Annotated in this window: 16 protein-coding genes; all 16 read right to left on the bottom strand. The window is 72.8% G+C overall.

Annotation, left to right across the window (positions count from 1 at the left end):
• Positions 1–92: 92 nt before the first annotated feature.
• Complete coding sequence (locus LWC35_RS24520) at positions 93–1,478, bottom strand: phenylacetate--CoA ligase family protein (protein WP_232872603.1); 1,386 nt, start codon at positions 1,476–1,478, stop codon at positions 93–95.
• Positions 1,475–2,194: a FadR/GntR family transcriptional regulator gene (locus LWC35_RS24525; RefSeq protein ID WP_232872604.1), complete on the bottom strand. Its 720-nt coding sequence runs from the start codon at positions 2,192–2,194 to the stop codon at positions 1,475–1,477. Before LWC35_RS24525 ends, LWC35_RS24520 begins: the two co-directional genes overlap by 4 nt.
• Before the next feature lie 612 nt (positions 2,195–2,806).
• Complete coding sequence (locus tag LWC35_RS24530) at positions 2,807–3,475, bottom strand: class I SAM-dependent methyltransferase (protein WP_232872605.1); 669 nt, start codon at positions 3,473–3,475, stop codon at positions 2,807–2,809.
• Between the two features lie 12 nt (positions 3,476–3,487).
• On the bottom strand, positions 3,488–4,483 hold the full coding sequence (locus LWC35_RS24535; RefSeq protein WP_232872606.1) for an NAD(P)/FAD-dependent oxidoreductase: 996 nt from the start codon (positions 4,481–4,483) through the stop codon (positions 3,488–3,490).
• A gap of 87 nt (positions 4,484–4,570) precedes the next feature.
• A complete protein-coding gene (locus LWC35_RS24540) occupies positions 4,571–4,726 on the bottom strand; it encodes a hypothetical protein (RefSeq protein ID WP_232872607.1) in 156 nt (51 codons plus the stop codon).
• Positions 4,723–4,860 (bottom strand): hypothetical protein, encoded by a 138-nt coding sequence (locus LWC35_RS24545; RefSeq protein WP_232872608.1) that lies wholly within the window; start codon positions 4,858–4,860, stop codon positions 4,723–4,725. The genes LWC35_RS24540 and LWC35_RS24545 overlap by 4 nt, the downstream gene beginning before the upstream one ends.
• Before the next feature lie 27 nt (positions 4,861–4,887).
• Complete coding sequence (locus LWC35_RS24550) at positions 4,888–6,228, bottom strand: MFS transporter (RefSeq protein WP_232872609.1); 1,341 nt, start codon at positions 6,226–6,228, stop codon at positions 4,888–4,890.
• Between the two features lie 60 nt (positions 6,229–6,288).
• On the bottom strand, positions 6,289–7,056 hold the full coding sequence (locus LWC35_RS24555; protein ID WP_232872610.1) for an SDR family NAD(P)-dependent oxidoreductase: 768 nt from the start codon (positions 7,054–7,056) through the stop codon (positions 6,289–6,291).
• Positions 7,053–8,537 (bottom strand): class I adenylate-forming enzyme family protein, encoded by a 1,485-nt coding sequence (locus LWC35_RS24560; RefSeq protein WP_232872611.1) that lies wholly within the window; start codon positions 8,535–8,537, stop codon positions 7,053–7,055. Before LWC35_RS24560 ends, LWC35_RS24555 begins: the two co-directional genes overlap by 4 nt.
• A 1-nt stretch (position 8,538) precedes the next feature.
• Complete coding sequence (locus LWC35_RS24565) at positions 8,539–8,859, bottom strand: EthD family reductase (RefSeq protein WP_232872612.1); 321 nt, start codon at positions 8,857–8,859, stop codon at positions 8,539–8,541.
• 20 nt (positions 8,860–8,879) lie between these two features.
• Positions 8,880–9,245, bottom strand: coding sequence for a hypothetical protein (locus LWC35_RS24570; protein ID WP_232872613.1), 366 nt, complete (start codon positions 9,243–9,245; stop codon positions 8,880–8,882).
• Positions 9,242–9,610 (bottom strand): nuclear transport factor 2 family protein, encoded by a 369-nt coding sequence (locus tag LWC35_RS24575; RefSeq protein WP_232872614.1) that lies wholly within the window; start codon positions 9,608–9,610, stop codon positions 9,242–9,244. Before LWC35_RS24575 ends, LWC35_RS24570 begins: the two co-directional genes overlap by 4 nt.
• A 125-nt stretch (positions 9,611–9,735) precedes the next feature.
• Positions 9,736–10,380 (bottom strand): TetR/AcrR family transcriptional regulator, encoded by a 645-nt coding sequence (locus LWC35_RS24580; RefSeq protein WP_037048929.1) that lies wholly within the window; start codon positions 10,378–10,380, stop codon positions 9,736–9,738.
• 52 nt (positions 10,381–10,432) lie between these two features.
• A complete protein-coding gene (locus LWC35_RS24585) occupies positions 10,433–11,764 on the bottom strand; it encodes an FAD-dependent oxidoreductase (protein ID WP_232872615.1) in 1,332 nt (443 codons plus the stop codon).
• A 30-nt stretch (positions 11,765–11,794) separates the two neighbouring features.
• A complete protein-coding gene (locus LWC35_RS24590) occupies positions 11,795–12,871 on the bottom strand; it encodes an acyl-CoA dehydrogenase family protein (protein ID WP_232872616.1) in 1,077 nt (358 codons plus the stop codon).
• Positions 12,868–14,172 carry an acyl-CoA dehydrogenase family protein gene (locus LWC35_RS24595; protein ID WP_232872617.1) on the bottom strand — a complete coding sequence of 435 codons (1,305 nt, stop codon included), beginning with the start codon at positions 14,170–14,172 and terminating at the stop codon, positions 12,868–12,870. The genes LWC35_RS24590 and LWC35_RS24595 overlap by 4 nt, the downstream gene beginning before the upstream one ends.

A 14,172-nucleotide genomic window follows, 5' to 3' on the forward strand; every position in this document is an offset into this window, starting at 1 on the left:
TCAGCGCTGTCCGGGGCTTCATCCGTGTCCTCTCCTCGGTGCGTCGGTTCGGTTCGTCGGCCTGCGTCGGCCGGAGCTCCTTGTGCGGGGTGTCATCGGCGCCTCTTCACCAGCTGGGCCTTCATCTCCCAGCGGGGAAGCGAGTTCGGCGGGACCAGGTCAACCGTCGTGGCGACGACCAGCTTGTCCCGCAACAAGTTCTCGACGTCGGCGCGCAGCTCGTCGAGGTCCTCGACGTCGAGGCCGTACTCGACCTGCACCCGCATCGGAGGCCTGACGAGCGGCCCCGGTTCGGACAACACGATCTGCATGGCGCCGGTGGTGCGCGGGGCCATGGAGGCGACCACGTCCTTGACCGCGCTCGGCCACACGTTGACCCCGGCGACGAACAGCAGGTCGTCGGTCCGGCCGACGCAGTGCAGGCGCGGGCTGGTCCGCCCGCAGGGACAGCTCGTCGCGGCCACGACGACCCGGTCACGGACCCGGAACCGCACGAGCGGCACGCACTCGCGCTGGAGGTGGGTGACGACGAGCTCGCCTTCCGCGCCCTCGGTCCAGTCGAGCCGCTCCCCGCTCGCGGGGTCGATCAGCTCGGTGAGCAGCTGGTCCTCGGCGCACAGGTGCAGCCCGTCCTGTTCGGGGCAGCTGGCCAGATAGATCGGGAAGACGTCGGCGTTGCCCATCCCGTCGCCGACGACCGCTCCGTAGTCGGCCTCCAGCCGCGCGCGCACCGCCGGGATGGACGCGCCGGGCTCGGCACCGAGCAGGAGCTTCCGCAGGCCCAGCTCGGCGGGCTCCAGGCCGAGCTTGTGGCGGCAGTACTCGGCGAGGTAGGTCGCATACGACGGCGTCGACATCAGCACGGTGCCGCCCAGGTCGCGGATGCTCTGCACGACCCTGTCGCTGCTGCCCGTGCCGATCGGGACGAAGGTCGCACCGATGCGCTCGGTCGCGTCCTTGAGCGGCAGACCCCCGACGAAGAAGCCGAGGCCGAACGCGTGGACGACGACGTCGTCGGGGCGCATGCCCTCGCTGTAGAGGACCCGTGCCACGACCTGCGTCCAGTCCTCGAGGTCACGGAGGGTGATGCCCACATAGGACGGTCGGCCCGTCGTCCCGCTCGACGCATGCACGCGTACGACCTCGGCCATCGCCACGCCGGCGTGCCGGCCCAGCGGCGGAGCCTCGAGCTGGCTGTCGCGCAGCATCTCCTTGGTCGTCAGCGGGGCGTCGAAGTCCTCGAGCGAGTCGACCGAAGTGGGGTCGAACCCGTGCTCGGCCCAGAGGTCGGCGTAGAACGGCGACCGCGGGGCCAGGCCCGCCAGCTGGGCACGGAGGCGGTCGAGCTGCAGCATGCGCATGCGCTCGGGCGGCATCGCCTCGACCGCCCGGTCGAACAGCTGCCCGTCGGGACCGCCGTCGGCGACGCCGTGAAGCGGGCGCGGCACGGGCCCGCCGATCGCACCGGAGCTGGTCATCTGTCCTCCTCCCGCTGGTCCCGGTCGTCCTCGAAGTCGAGCAGGTACTTCCGCATGGCGCGCTCGGCCGCGCCGCCCTCGCCGTCCTCGATCAGGCGCACCACGTGGGCCAAGCCGTCACGGGCGCGCACGGGCCAGTCCGGCTTGCGGACCCGCTGGCCGAGGCTCATCGCCACCGGACCACGCAGGCTCTCGAACACGGCGACGAACACCGGGTTCTGCGAGCCCTCGACCAACGCGACGTGGAAGGAGGCGACGGCCGCGACCGCACGAGCCGGTCGCGCACCCGCCATCTCCAGCATCCGCAGCGCCCGCTCGAGGTCGGCGGTATCGCCGTCCTGGGCATTGAGCCGGGCAGCCATCGGTTCGACCGCCAGCCGCACGTCCATCACGTGCCGCGGCTCGACGTCCATCGTCGAGAGGGGGGCGGCGGTGATCGCGTGGAACTCCTCGGGCTCGGGCATCGCCACGAACCGCCCGCCGCCGTAGCCGCGGCGGACCTCCAGATACCCCGAGACCTCCAGCGCCTTGAGTGCCTCGCGCAGCATCGGCCGCGACACCCCGAGCTGCTGGGCGAGCTCCGGCTCCGACGGAAGCCGTTGCCCGGCCGGCAGGTCGCCCCGCACGATCGCGCCCCTCATGTTGGCGACGATCTTCTCGAAGCCGCGGCCCACCCCGATCGGGGCGAACACGAACTCCGAGTCCTGGGCGGACATCCCGTTCTCCCTCCAGGCCGGCCCGTGCCGACCCGACCGCTGCTCCCGTGGGCGCAGAGCAGACTTCCCCCTGCCGGCGGAAGGCCGATCCCGGACGCCCGGCCAAGGACCGTGGGAAGCGGAGCCAAGTCGTCACTGACGTTCTCCGAGGAGGCAAGCGACCCGATGCGGATAGCGCTGTCTGACATCAGCTAAGTGAGCCCGCTCACTGTAGCAACCGGGTCGAGACTGTCAATAGCTCTTCACTCACCTGAGCATCCGTCCGAGTTCTGTAGAACAATCGTGGCTTCTAGCTGCACCGTCTCAGCCAGTGAAACGGCGCCGCCTGCCCGGTGTGACGTGACTTACCTCCAGGCGCCCAGCACTGTCCCACAGACATCTGACATCAACTGCCTCCTCTGGAGGCCGCCGTGGCCCCTACGTCGCCTCGAAGCACGGCGTGATCGGGTCGACCAAGTCCGCAGCGCCGGAGTCGATTCAAGTGTGCGAAGCCGCCAGGAAGATCACCTGCGCGGTCTCGGCCGACGTCGCGCATGGCCACCAGCGCCGACACCGGCGCCGTCCGCCACGTGCCGCATTCCCGGGGCGCCGGTGAACCCACCCAGCACTGGACTATGCGCGGCGGCGGGCGTGGAGAACCGCGTCGTGGCCGGTCACCGGCTCACCGTTCACCCCGATGAGCTGACGCGGGCGGGTCAGCGCCGCGACGATCTCCCAGTCCGCGGGGTCGAGCCTCGCCGCGATCTCCTCGGCGGTGAACAGCATGTCGCCGACGGCCGGACGGCCGATCTCGGGGTTCTCCAGGTCCTTCGGATGATGCCCGACGACCAGCAGGTGCCCGCCCGGCGCGACCGCCGCCGCGAGCCGCGCGACGAGCGGGGCGAACACCTCCGCGGGCTGGTGCATGAACTGCGAGTTCACCAGTTGGAAGGCGCGCTCGGGCGGCGTCCAGCTGCGGACGTCCGCCTGCTCGGTCGTGACCTGCACCCCCGCCTCCGCGGCGTGCTCGGCCACCCGCTTCAGCGCCGTCGCCGAGAAGTCCACCGCCGTCACCGCCCAGCCCCGCCGGGCCAGCCAGACGGCGTCCGCGCCCTCGCCCGCGCCGACGTCCAGCGCGGCGCCGGGGGCGACGTCGTCGATCTCCGCGACCAGCTGCGGGTTCGGGAACCCGCTCCACACCAGCTCGGCGCCGCCGTAGCGCTCGTCCCAGGCCGGGGCCTCGAGCATGGCCCGGATCTCCTCCTCGGTCATCGGCCGGCCGTGCCCATGTCCGTGGTCCATGGCGCCATCCTGCTAGAGACCGTGGGCGCGTGCGCCGGTGAGGGCCGCCGAGAGCTCGCGCTCGGAGGCCGCCGAGAAGACCCGCCGCCGCTCGACGGCCGCGCGGGTCTCCTCCTGCATCAGCTCGCCGTGGAGCGCGGCGCCGGCCCGCATGCCCGCCGCCGCGGACACGACGACCTGTGCGGACACGTCCGCGACGTTGCCGGCCACGTAGACCCCGGGCACCGCGGTGGCGCCCATCGGGTTCGCCGGGACGCGGTGGCCCACGACCCGCCCCATCATCTCCACGGGCTCCGGGGCCAGACCCAGCCCCGCGAGCAGGTCGGAGTTCGCGGTGAACCGCGGCGCGACCACGAGCGCATCCCGGGCCACGACCCGGCCGGAGGCGAGCCGCACACCGGTGAGCCGGTCGTCGGCCACCTCGAGCCCGGTGACCTCGCCGTCCACCACGGCGATCCCGCGGGCGGCGAGCTGCTCCCACTCCTCGTCGGTCGGCTGGTCCCCGGTGTGCAGGAAGAGCGTGACATCGCTGCTGAGCTGCGAGAACAGCAGCGCCTGGTGCATCCCCGACCCGGTCGAGAGGACGCCGATCGCCTGCCCGCGGACCTCGTATCCGTGGCAGAACGGGCAGTGCAGCACGTCCCGCCCCCAGCGCTCGGCCAGCCCGGGCAGGTCCGGCAGTTCGTCGGTCAGGCCGGTGGTGACCAGCAGCTTGCGGGCGGTCACCACGCGCCCGGTCGAGAAGGTCACCCGGAAACCAGGGGCGAGCGCGGTGACCCGCGCCCGGGCGAACTCCACGCCGTACCCCTCGGCCTCCGCCCTTCCCGCCGCGTACAGCTCGGCGGGCGGGGTGCCCTCCCGGCCGAGGTAGTTGTGCACCCCGGCGGCCGGAGCGTTGCGGGGCTCGCCCGCATCGACCACCAGCACCGACCGCAGGCTGCGCGCCAGGGCCACCGCACCGCTCAGCCCGGCGGCACCGCCGCCGACCACCACCACGTCGTAATCCATGCCACCGAACCTGCGCCCGACCGAGCGGCTCAGGCAAGAACCCTTGCCGGTTCGGCAATTCAGTGCGGCGTGACCGACGGTTCGGGGTCAGCGGGAGCGGTCGGCCCCGAGGTGCGTGCGCAGCCAGTCGACGACGGCACCGTTGTCGGCCACGGCCAGCGCCCGCTCCCCCGCCCCGACGGCGATCGGTCGGGCGGCCTCGCCGATCGCGACCACCACGTCGGCCACGAGCGACAGCCTCACCGGGCCGAGGTGTCGCAGGTCTGCAGATTGAACGAGGGGCGGCCGGCCCGATCCAGCCTCGGATCGAGCACTCGAACGTCGGCGTGCGGGGCGCGGCCGAAGGTCAGCACCGGGCCATCGGTGAGCCCGCGCATCGTGGAAGCGGGGGAATGTCGAACAGTTCAGGTCTGAACAGTGGACGAGCTGCCCAGCGTCGAGTTCGCGGTGTCCTCGCTCCCGAGGGTGTCTCGGGAGGTCTCGCGGGTGATCGCGACGAACGCGAGGCCGACGAGGGCGGCGAAGATCAAGTAGAACGCAGGCGCCAACGTGTTGCCGGTCAACGTGACCAGGGCGGTCGCGATCACCGAGACCAGGCCCGAGCCCAGCACTCCGCCGATGTTGAAGCCGATCGAGACACCGGTGTAGCGAACGCGTGTCGGGAACAGCTCGGGAAGCAGGGTGTAGAGCACACCCTGCTGGACGGCGAAGGGGATGTTCAGGATGATCGCCGCCACCATGGCCCAGACCAGGGAGCCCTGCTGCATCACCCAGTAACAGGGCACCGCCAGGACGATGAACCCGAGCGCCGCCGCTGCCAGCACGGCTCGACGGCCGAACCGGTCGCTCAGCGCGCCGGCCAACGGCACCAGCCCGACCGGCAGCAGCACGATCAACACGATCAACCAGAGCGAACCTGTCAGCGAGTACCCGAGCACCGCCGAGAGGTGCACCAGGATGTACACCGAGGCGAGGCTGCCGGTCGTCAACGTGGCATAGACGATGCCGACGGTCCGCAGCACTGCACTCCCGTGCTTGCGCAGAACCTCGGTGACGGGGGCCTTCACCGGCTCGGAGTCCTGAACCAGCTCCTTGAACACCGGCGAGTCCTCCACCCGCATCCGGTAGAGCACGGCGCCGAGAAGCAGAGGGCCGGCGACGAGGAACGGGATGCGCCAGCCCCACGAGGCGAGCTGCTCGGGAGTCGTGACCGCGGTGACGGTCCCGACAGCGGCCGCAGCACCCGCCAAGCCGAACGCGACACCGACGGAGGTCGCAGAGCCGAACAGGCCGCGGCGTCGCGACGGGGCGGACTCGGTCGCCAACGAGGCGGCCCCGCCGATCTCGCCGCCGGCCGAGATGCCCTGCACGATCCGGAGCACGGCGAGCAGGATCGGGGCGGCGACGCCGACGGTGGCGAAGGTCGGGAGGAGTCCCGTCAACACGGTCGAGGCGCCCATCAGGCTCACCGTCGCCATGAGCACGATGCGCCGGCCACGTCGGTCCCCGATCCGCCCGAAGATCACTCCACCGAGCGGGCGGGCGGCGAACCCGCCGGCCACGACGACCAGCGTCGACAGGACGCCGACGAGCCCGTCCTGGCTCGGGAAGAACAACGGCGCGAGGACGACCGCGAGGTAGCCGTAGATCGCGAAGTCGTAGTACTCGATGGCGGTACCGACGGCGGCGGCGATGCTCGCCCGCCGGCCGGTTCGGGCCGCCTCCTCGGGGGTGACCTGGGACATCGGCGCTCCTTCGCGCTGCGTCGACCCGGGCCGTGGCCCTGAGGTCGTGGACGGTGACTGCTAGCTGGCGTGGTACCCGCCGTCGACAGGCACAGTGAGGCCGGTGATCCACGCGGCCTCGGCGGAGAGCAGGAAGGCCACCACCCCGGCGACGTCCGCGGGCGTGGGCAGCCCGGGGATCGGGGTCTGGGAGGTGACCAGGCGCTCCATCGTGGACGGGTCGGGCGCGTTCTGGATGTGCCGCTCCACCAGCGGTGTACGGACGGCGGTCGGGGCAACGGCATTGACCCGCACCCCGCGGGCCGCGTACTCGATGGCCGCGGAGCGGGTCAGCCCGACGACCCCGGCCTTCGAGAAGCTGTACGGCACCATGTTGGGCTTGCCCGACAACCCGGACGAGGAGGCCATGTTCACCACGGCACCGCCCTCGCCCGCGACCATGGCCCGCAGGGTGGCGCGCAGCACGTGGAACGTGCCGTCGGCGTTGACCCGCATGACGGTCGACCAGATCGCGTCGGTCGTCTCGTGGAGCGGCACCTGCGGGCCGATCACGCCGGCGTTGTTGACCAGGGCGTCGATCCGACCGTGCCGGGCCGCCACCGTGTCGATCACCGTGTCGACGGCGGCCGCGTCGGTCACGTCGACCTCGTGCGCGGTGGCGTGGGGGAGCTCGTCGGCCAGTTCGGCCACGGCCCGCAGGTCGCGGTCGAGCAGCGCGACGGTGGCCCCCTCGGCGGCCAGCCGCTCTGCCGCGGCGGTCCCGAGGCCGGAGCCGGCCCCGGTGACGACGGCGACCGAGCCCTCGAACCGGCGGGCTGCTGTCGTCACGCCGGGGCCCCGTCCCGCAGCTCGCGGGCCAGCCGGGACGCGTCGGCGCGGGAGAGCTTGCCCACCCGGTTCTGCGGCAGCGCCTCCACCCGGAACACGAACTCCGGCCACTTGCCCTTCATCAGGCCGAGCTCGCCGAGATGACGCTGCAGCTCGGCGAGGTCGAGATCGGCCCGCTCGGTGACCAGCAGGACCGCGATCCGCTCCCCCAGCACCTCGTCCGGCACCGGGACCACGCAGACCTGGTCGACCTGCGGGTGACGGGCCACCGCGGTCTCGACCTCGGTGATGTCGATGTTGCGCCCGCCGCGGATGATGATGTCCTTCTCCCGGCCCTTGATCGAGATCGTGCCGTCCGAAGCGGTCTCGACGAGGTCGCCGGTCGAGAAGAACCCGTCCGCGGTCAGCTCGGGCGAGACCACGGCCCCGGCCCGCGCGTAACCCTCGAACAGCGAGGGGCCGCACACCTGGGCCCGTCCGGTCGCCCCGACCGGCAGCGGCGCGCCGCCCTCGTCGACGGCCCGCAGCTCGGTGCCCGGGAAGGGAACGCCGTCGGTCCCGAGTCGCTTCTCGGGAGTGTCGCCGGGGAGCGAGGTGGTGTGGCCCAGGCATTCCGACATCCCGAAGACCCGCAGGAAGCGCGTCCCGAGGTACCGCTCGGCCCGGCCCAGCGCGCCCGCGTCCATCGGACCCCCGCCGACGGTCATCGCCGTCATCGCGGTCAGCAGGCCCGGCTCACGGGCAGCCGCGCCCATCTGCAGCGCCATCGTGGGCACACACATCGTCCAGCGGGCATCGTGCTCGGCCATCAGGTCGACCGCGGCGGCCGGGTCCCAGCGGTCCGCCAGCAGCACGCGCCCGCCGAGCATGAGCGGCAGGTACAGGCCGAAGCAGACGGCGGCGGCGGACGACAGCGGGACGAGTGCGGCGACCGTGTCCCCGGGCCGTAACCCGACCGCGTCGATCGTGGCCTGCCCGGCGTAGCGCAGCGACGCCTCGGACTGCACCACACCCTTGGCGCGGCCGGTCGAGCCCGAGGTCAGGCCGATGACGACCCCACCCCGCCAGCGGTCGCCGTCGCGGGCGGGCCGGGCCGCGAGCCGCCAGCCGTCCAGGACCTCGGCCGCCGCAGGGAGCCCGACCGCCCAGTCCTGGCTGATGCCGGGGGCGGCGACGACGGCGTCCGGGTCGATGTCCTCGCACGCCGCGGCGAACTCCTGCCGAGTCGCGTGCCTACTGATCAGGGCGAGCGTGCCCGCGAGCCTGCCCACTGCCACGGCGGCGACGACGGTGCGCCACGAGTTGTCCGCCTGCACCAGCAGCGTGGGGCGGGGGCCGGTCGCCTCGCGCAGCGCCGCGGCCAGCGCGGCGCCCTGCTCCAGGATCGCGGCGAGCCGGTGCGGGCCGTCGGCGTCGATCGCGACGACGTCGTCCGGCGCCGCCGCGGCGCGCCGGTCCAGGTCCAGAACGAGCTGTCGCATCTCAGGCCCGGAACATCTCGCGCTCGTCGCCGAGCAGGGCGATCCGCTTGCCCCGCATGGCGCCCACGTGCCGGACCGCGGCGGCCCACTCGTCGCTCGCGAGGGCGGCGCGGGCGGCTGCCTCGTCGTCGAAGCTCAGGACGGACAGGCCGTCCCAGCCCTCCGACCGCGGCTCGAGCGCGCTCGACACGGCGGTGTGGCGCCAGGCCCGCAGCCCCGGCAGGGGGTAGGTCACCTCGGCGTGCTCGCCGCGCCACCAGGTGATGAACTGCTCGTGCGTCCAGTCCGAGGGACGGGCGGCGAGCAGGGCGAGGTTGAACATCTCCGGTCTCCTCTTGATTCTCAGGCCTCGATGTCGAACTCCGGGGAGCGGCCGATCATCAGACCGACCACCTGCCCCGAGTCGTCCAGCCGAGCCGCGGCGACGAACGTCGACTCGAACTTCCCGCCGCGCCGCGCCTGACCCAGCACCAGCTCGTCGGATCCGACGGTCGAGGCGGACAGCACGTGATGGGTCAGCACGCCCTTCTCCCGCTGGCGGAGGTACCCCTCCATCGCCTCGCGGCCGCCCGCGAAGTCCCGGGCCGCCTCGCCGCCGGTGCCGAACACGATCGAGAAGCGGAAGTCCGGCGCGATCATGTCGAGGATGTCGTCCGGGGAACCGCCGTCGAGGGTGTCGAACCACTTCGCCAGGAACGGGGCGCTCACGCGGCACCGCCCGTGGGCAGCGGGAACATGCCGAAGGTGGGGTGGAAGAAGGCCTGGTAGCGGACCAGGCGCTTGTCCGGCGACACCAGCGCCACCGAGGAGAACGAGCCGGTCCCCCGGCCGTCGCCCTCGGTGATGATCCCGTAGACCATCTCCAGGTCGCCGTCGGTCCCACGCGAGACGATCCGGTGGCGCCGTCCGACCGCGGGCCGCCCGGCGATGTACGCCTCGAGATCGGCGCGGCCGGAACCTGTGATCTCCTGGCCCGGCAGCGCGATCAGGAACTCGACGTCCGGTTCCACCAGGTCGAGCCCGGCCAGCGGCGTCGCGCCGTCGAGCTGCGCGTAGTAGTCCTCGATGATCATGTCGACCGTCCTCCCTGACGGTGGGCCCCGTGTGGAGGGTCACGACCGACCGGCTCCACCTAACTGAGCTGAGTTCAGTTTGATTGAGTTCAGACTAGGGAGGCCCGGGCCCGGAGGCAAGGGGCTCAGCCGGCGTCCGGCTCCCGGCCCGCCACCATCCGCACGCAGCACCCGGTGATGAAGTCCGAGATGGTCCGCAGCTCGAGCGGGCCGCCGGGCCGGTACCAGCGCCAGACGCCGACAACGAGGCCGAGCAGGCTGCGGGCCATCATCTGCGGGTCGCGGCGGGGGAACTCCCCCGCGGCCATCCCGCGTTCGAGCAGCTCCGCCCAGTTGTGCTCGACCTGTGCCACCAGCTCGCGGCACGCCTGCCGCTCGGTCTCCTCGCGGCGCGAGGCCCGCTCGTTGGCCAGCAGGGCGATGTTGCTCTGCAGGATGCGGTTCTGCTGCACCTCCTGCGGCGAGAGCGCGTACGCGGCCTCGACCGCGGCCCGCAGGGCGTCCGACGAGCTGGACGCCCCCGCCGTGGCCTCGCGGAACGCGGCGTCGGAGTTGCGCAGCCCGAGCCGCATGATCGTGAGCAGGCAGTGCGCCTTGGACTCGAAGTAGTGGTAGAGCGCGGTCTGCCCGATGCCGACCCGGTCCGCCACCTCGGACCACTTGGTGGCCTCGTAGCCGACCTCGCCGAAGCACTCCACGGCCGCGGCCAGGATCGCGGGCCGCTTCGACCGCGGCCCGTCGTCCGCCTCGGTCAGAGCCTCGATGCTCACGTCACCACTCCCTCGTCCGGTGGCTCAGCCTAGCCGCGTGCCCGAACCGGGTTCACTTCGTGCTCACCACGTCGTCCGCCGCGGCGAGGCCGGTCGCGGCCGCGGCGGCGATGCCGCCCGCGTAGGCGCCGGCGTAGATCCCGCCGACGTCCGATCCCGCCGCGTACAGCCCGGGCACCACGTCCCCCGACGCGCCGAGGACACGTCCCCGCGCGTCGATCCGGATCCCGGCGAACGGGAAGGTGAGCGCGGCTGCGACCTCGACGACGTAGTAGGGCGCCTCGGCGAGCGGCCGAGGGTCGATCGTGCGCGGCGGGCTCGGCGGCGCCCCGCCGGCGAGCCGGGCCACCTCCTCGGCGATCCGCTCCCCGTCGTAGCCCCACTCCTCCGGCATGGCGCGGAAGTCGTCCGCGTCGTCGGCGACGACACACCGGCCGCCCTTCCGCCGGGCCAGCGCGAACTTGTCGGTGGCGGGCGCACCCTCCACGTAGGACCCGGTGATGTACTCGCGGTAGCCGCGGGCGTCCGTCACCAGCAGGCCTCGGCCCTCCGGCTGGTCGAGCAGCGCCATGGCGGTCAGGTGGTCGCCCACGGTCTCGTCGACGAAGCGCTCGCCGGCGAGGTTGAACAGCAGCGCGTGCTCGCTGTAGTAGAGGGCGAGGTCCACGAAGTGCTCGGGCTCCAGGTCCACGTGGGCCGGAACCAGGTGCCCGTAGAAGCCGCTCCCCTCGCCGGTCACGGCCCCGCCCGCCTCGGTGGCCAGCCGCAGCCCGTCGCCGCTGCTCCAGGGGTTGGAGCGCAGGGTCACCTCCCGGGCCTGCGCGTGCACGTACCGCGCCCGCAGCTCCGCGTCCGCCTGGAACCCACCGGTCGCCAGGAGGGTCGCCCCGGCCCGCACGGTGCGGGGCGAGCCGTCTGCGAGGAGCAGCTCCGCGCCGGAGACCCGGCCCTCGGCGTCGATCGTGAGCGTCGTGGTTCGCGCGCCGGTGGTGACCGACCCCTGGGCGAGCACGGCTCGCCGGCACGTGTCGATGTAGAGGGTGGTATCGAACGCGTGGCCGCGGCCGAACCGCAGGATCGTGACCGCGTCCGCGACGGGGACCTCCAGGTCCCGGAGGAACGCGACGGCGTCGGCGAACCGGCCGACCACGGCGGCCTTGAGCTCCGGATCCCCGTGCGGGTTGATCTCGTCCATCGTCGCGGTGTCCGGGGCGGTCCAGAGGTAGCCGGCGAACTGCGCCGATCCCCCCAGCTCCGGGGCCCGCTCCACGACGGTCACCCGCAGCCCGGACCGGGCGGCGCGGGCGGCGGCGGTCATGCCCGCCATGCCGCCGCCGAGGACGAGGAGGTCGACCGGGTCGGTCGGGGTCGGTGCTTCCGGCATGCGTCGCCGCCTCTCTGCGTCGAAGTGGTCTCAGATGCCGAGCCGTGCGAGCAGGGCCTCCCGGTGCGCGGCGGGCGCCGCCACCAGGACGGCCGTCGTCGCCGCCCGCCGGACGTGCAGGTGCGCGGGGTGCTCCCAGGTGAAGCCGATACCGCCGTGGACCTGCACGGTCTCGGCCGCGACCCAACGGTAGGCCTCGCCGCACACGAGGGCGGCGGTGGCCGCGGCGGTCGGCAGCTCCGCGGGATCGTCCGCGGCGGTGGCCGCGGCCCAGAGCGACGCCGAGCGGGCCGCCTCCACCCGTACGGCCATGTCGGCGCACCGGTGCTTGATCGCCTGGAAGCTGCCGATCGGGCGGCCGAACTGCAGCCGTTGTGCCGCGTAGGTCGCGGAGAGCTCCAGGGCCGCCGCTGCTCCCCCGGTCTGCTCGCAGGCCAGCGCCGCGGCCGCGCGGTCGTGCACGCGGTCGAGCACCTCCTGCGCGTCGGCGGCGAGCAGCGTCGCCGGGGTCCGGTCGAACACCACGTCCGCCAGCTGCCGGTTGGGGTCCAGCGCCCGCATCGGCGTGCGGGTGAGGCCGTCGGCCTCCGCGTCGACGACGAAGACCGCGGACTGCCCGTCGACCGCGGCGACGGCGAACAGCAGGTCCGCCGTGGCGCCCTCCACGACGAGCGTCTTGCCCCCGGTCAGCCGCCATCCGCCGGCATCCTCCTCCGCCCGGGTGGCCTGCCCGCCGGGCGCCTCGCGCTCGGCGAGGGTCGCGGTCGTCGATCCCGCCGCCAGCTCGGCGAGCAGCTCGTCGTCTCCTCCGGTGTGGAGCAGCACGCCCACGCCGAGGACCGCCGTGGAGAACCACGGCAGTCGGGCCAGGGACCGGCCCAGCTCCTCGGCGACCACGCCGACCTCGCGGAAGGTCGCGCCCGCACCGCCCGCCGCCTCCGGGACGTCGAGGGCCACGACGCCGAGCTCGCCCGCCAGCCGCTTCCAGACCGTCGGATCCCATGGCTGGTCGGGCTCTCGCGCGGGTTCGGTGTGCCGTGCCAGGAAGTCGCGGACGGCCGCGCGCAGGTCCTCGGCGTCGGAGTCCGGGGTGAGCCGGGGGATCATGCGGGCCCACCATCGTCCACGGCAGCCAGCACGTCGGCGAACCGCTCGCGGGCCTCCGCCTGACGGACGGGGATGAGGTACGGCGGGAACAGCCCGTCGTCCGGCTCGGTGCCGCGCAGGAGGAACTGCGCGAGGTTGACCTTGTGCACCTCGGTTGCGCCGTCGGCGAGTCCCATGTGGAAGGACTCCATGACCCACTTCCCGAACGGCAGCTCCTTGCTGATGCCGAGCGAGCCGTGGACCTGGATGGCCCGCCCGGCCACGTCGGCCAGCACCTTCGGCATCGCCGCCTTGACCGCGGAGATGTCCGCGCGGACCTTGCGGTAGTCGTTGTACCGGTCGATCCGCCACGCCGTGCGCAGCACCAGCAGCCGGAACTGCTCGAGCTGGATCCACGAGTCCGCGATCATCTCCTGCACCAGCTGCTTGTCCGCCAGCCGCTCGCCCCTGGTGGTACGCGACACCGCGCGGCGCGTCATCATCTCGAACGCCGACTGCACCAGCCCGACCGTGCGCATCGCGTGGTGGATGCGGCCGCCGCCGAGGCGGGTCTGGGCCACCGCAAAGGCCTGCCCGCGCTCGCCGAGGATGTTCTCCGCCGGCACGCGGACGTCGGTGTAGCGCAGGTAGTTGTGGCTGCCGACCGGCTCGTCGTGCCCCCACACGGACACGTCACGCAGCCGCTCGATCCCCGGGGTGTCCGCGGGCACCACGAACATCGACATCGACTTGTGCGCCGGAGCGTCCGGCTCGGTCACCGCCATCACGATCAGGAACTCCGCCCACAGCGCGTGGGAGGAGAACCACTTCTCCCCGTTGATGACCCACTCGTCGCCCTCGAGGCGGGCGGTGGTGCGGAAGCCCGTCGGGTCCGACCCGCCGTGCGGCTCGGTCATCGAGAAGCACGACACGATCTCGCCCTCGACGAGCGGCTCGAGGTAGGTCTTCTTGAGGTGGTCGGTGCCGTAGTGGGCCAGGATCTCCGCGTTGCCGGAGTCCGGGGCCTGACAGCCGAACACCACCGGCCCGGAGTGGGTGCGGCCCAGCTTCTCGTTCAGCAGCGCCAGCCGCAGCTGCCCGTATCCGGGCCCACCCAGCTCCGGGCCCAGGTGACAGGCCCACAGCTTCTTCTCACGGACCCGCTGTTGCAGGGGCTTGATCAGCGCGTTGCGCACCGGGTCCCGCGGGTTCCAGGCGTGCTCGATCACCTGGTCGACGGGCTCGACCTCGGTCCGGACGAACTTCTCGACCCAGTCGAGCTCCTCCTGGACCTCCGGGTCGTTCTCGAATCCCCAGCTCAT

Origin of the sequence: Pseudonocardia kujensis (assembly GCF_021283305.1) — a bacterium.
GTDB lineage: Bacteria > Actinomycetota > Actinomycetes > Mycobacteriales > Pseudonocardiaceae > Pseudonocardia > Pseudonocardia kujensis.

What these genes read in the sequence shown, in the direction of transcription:
- LWC35_RS24545 (WP_232872608.1), bottom strand. Translation starts at nt 4,860, where the DNA reads ATGCGCGGGCTCACCGATGGCCCGGTGCTGACCTTCGGCCGCGCCCCG.
- LWC35_RS24535 (WP_232872606.1), bottom strand. Translation starts at nt 4,483, where the DNA reads ATGGATTACGACGTGGTGGTGGTCGGCGGCGGTGCCGCCGGGCTGAGC.
- LWC35_RS24590 (WP_232872616.1), bottom strand. Translation starts at nt 12,871, where the DNA reads ATGATCCCCCGGCTCACCCCGGACTCCGACGCCGAGGACCTGCGCGCG.
- LWC35_RS24595 (WP_232872617.1), bottom strand. Translation starts at nt 14,172, where the DNA reads ATGAGCTGGGGATTCGAGAACGACCCGGAGGTCCAGGAGGAGCTCGAC.
- LWC35_RS24530 (WP_232872605.1), bottom strand. Translation starts at nt 3,475, where the DNA reads ATGGACCACGGACATGGGCACGGCCGGCCGATGACCGAGGAGGAGATC.
- LWC35_RS24525 (WP_232872604.1), bottom strand. Translation starts at nt 2,194, where the DNA reads ATGTCCGCCCAGGACTCGGAGTTCGTGTTCGCCCCGATCGGGGTGGGC.
- LWC35_RS24585 (WP_232872615.1), bottom strand. Translation starts at nt 11,764, where the DNA reads ATGCCGGAAGCACCGACCCCGACCGACCCGGTCGACCTCCTCGTCCTC.
- LWC35_RS24565 (WP_232872612.1), bottom strand. Translation starts at nt 8,859, where the DNA reads ATGTTCAACCTCGCCCTGCTCGCCGCCCGTCCCTCGGACTGGACGCAC.
- LWC35_RS24520 (WP_232872603.1), bottom strand. Translation starts at nt 1,478, where the DNA reads ATGACCAGCTCCGGTGCGATCGGCGGGCCCGTGCCGCGCCCGCTTCAC.
- LWC35_RS24575 (WP_232872614.1), bottom strand. Translation starts at nt 9,610, where the DNA reads ATGATCATCGAGGACTACTACGCGCAGCTCGACGGCGCGACGCCGCTG.
- LWC35_RS24560 (WP_232872611.1), bottom strand. Translation starts at nt 8,537, where the DNA reads ATGCGACAGCTCGTTCTGGACCTGGACCGGCGCGCCGCGGCGGCGCCG.
- LWC35_RS24550 (WP_232872609.1), bottom strand. Translation starts at nt 6,228, where the DNA reads ATGTCCCAGGTCACCCCCGAGGAGGCGGCCCGAACCGGCCGGCGGGCG.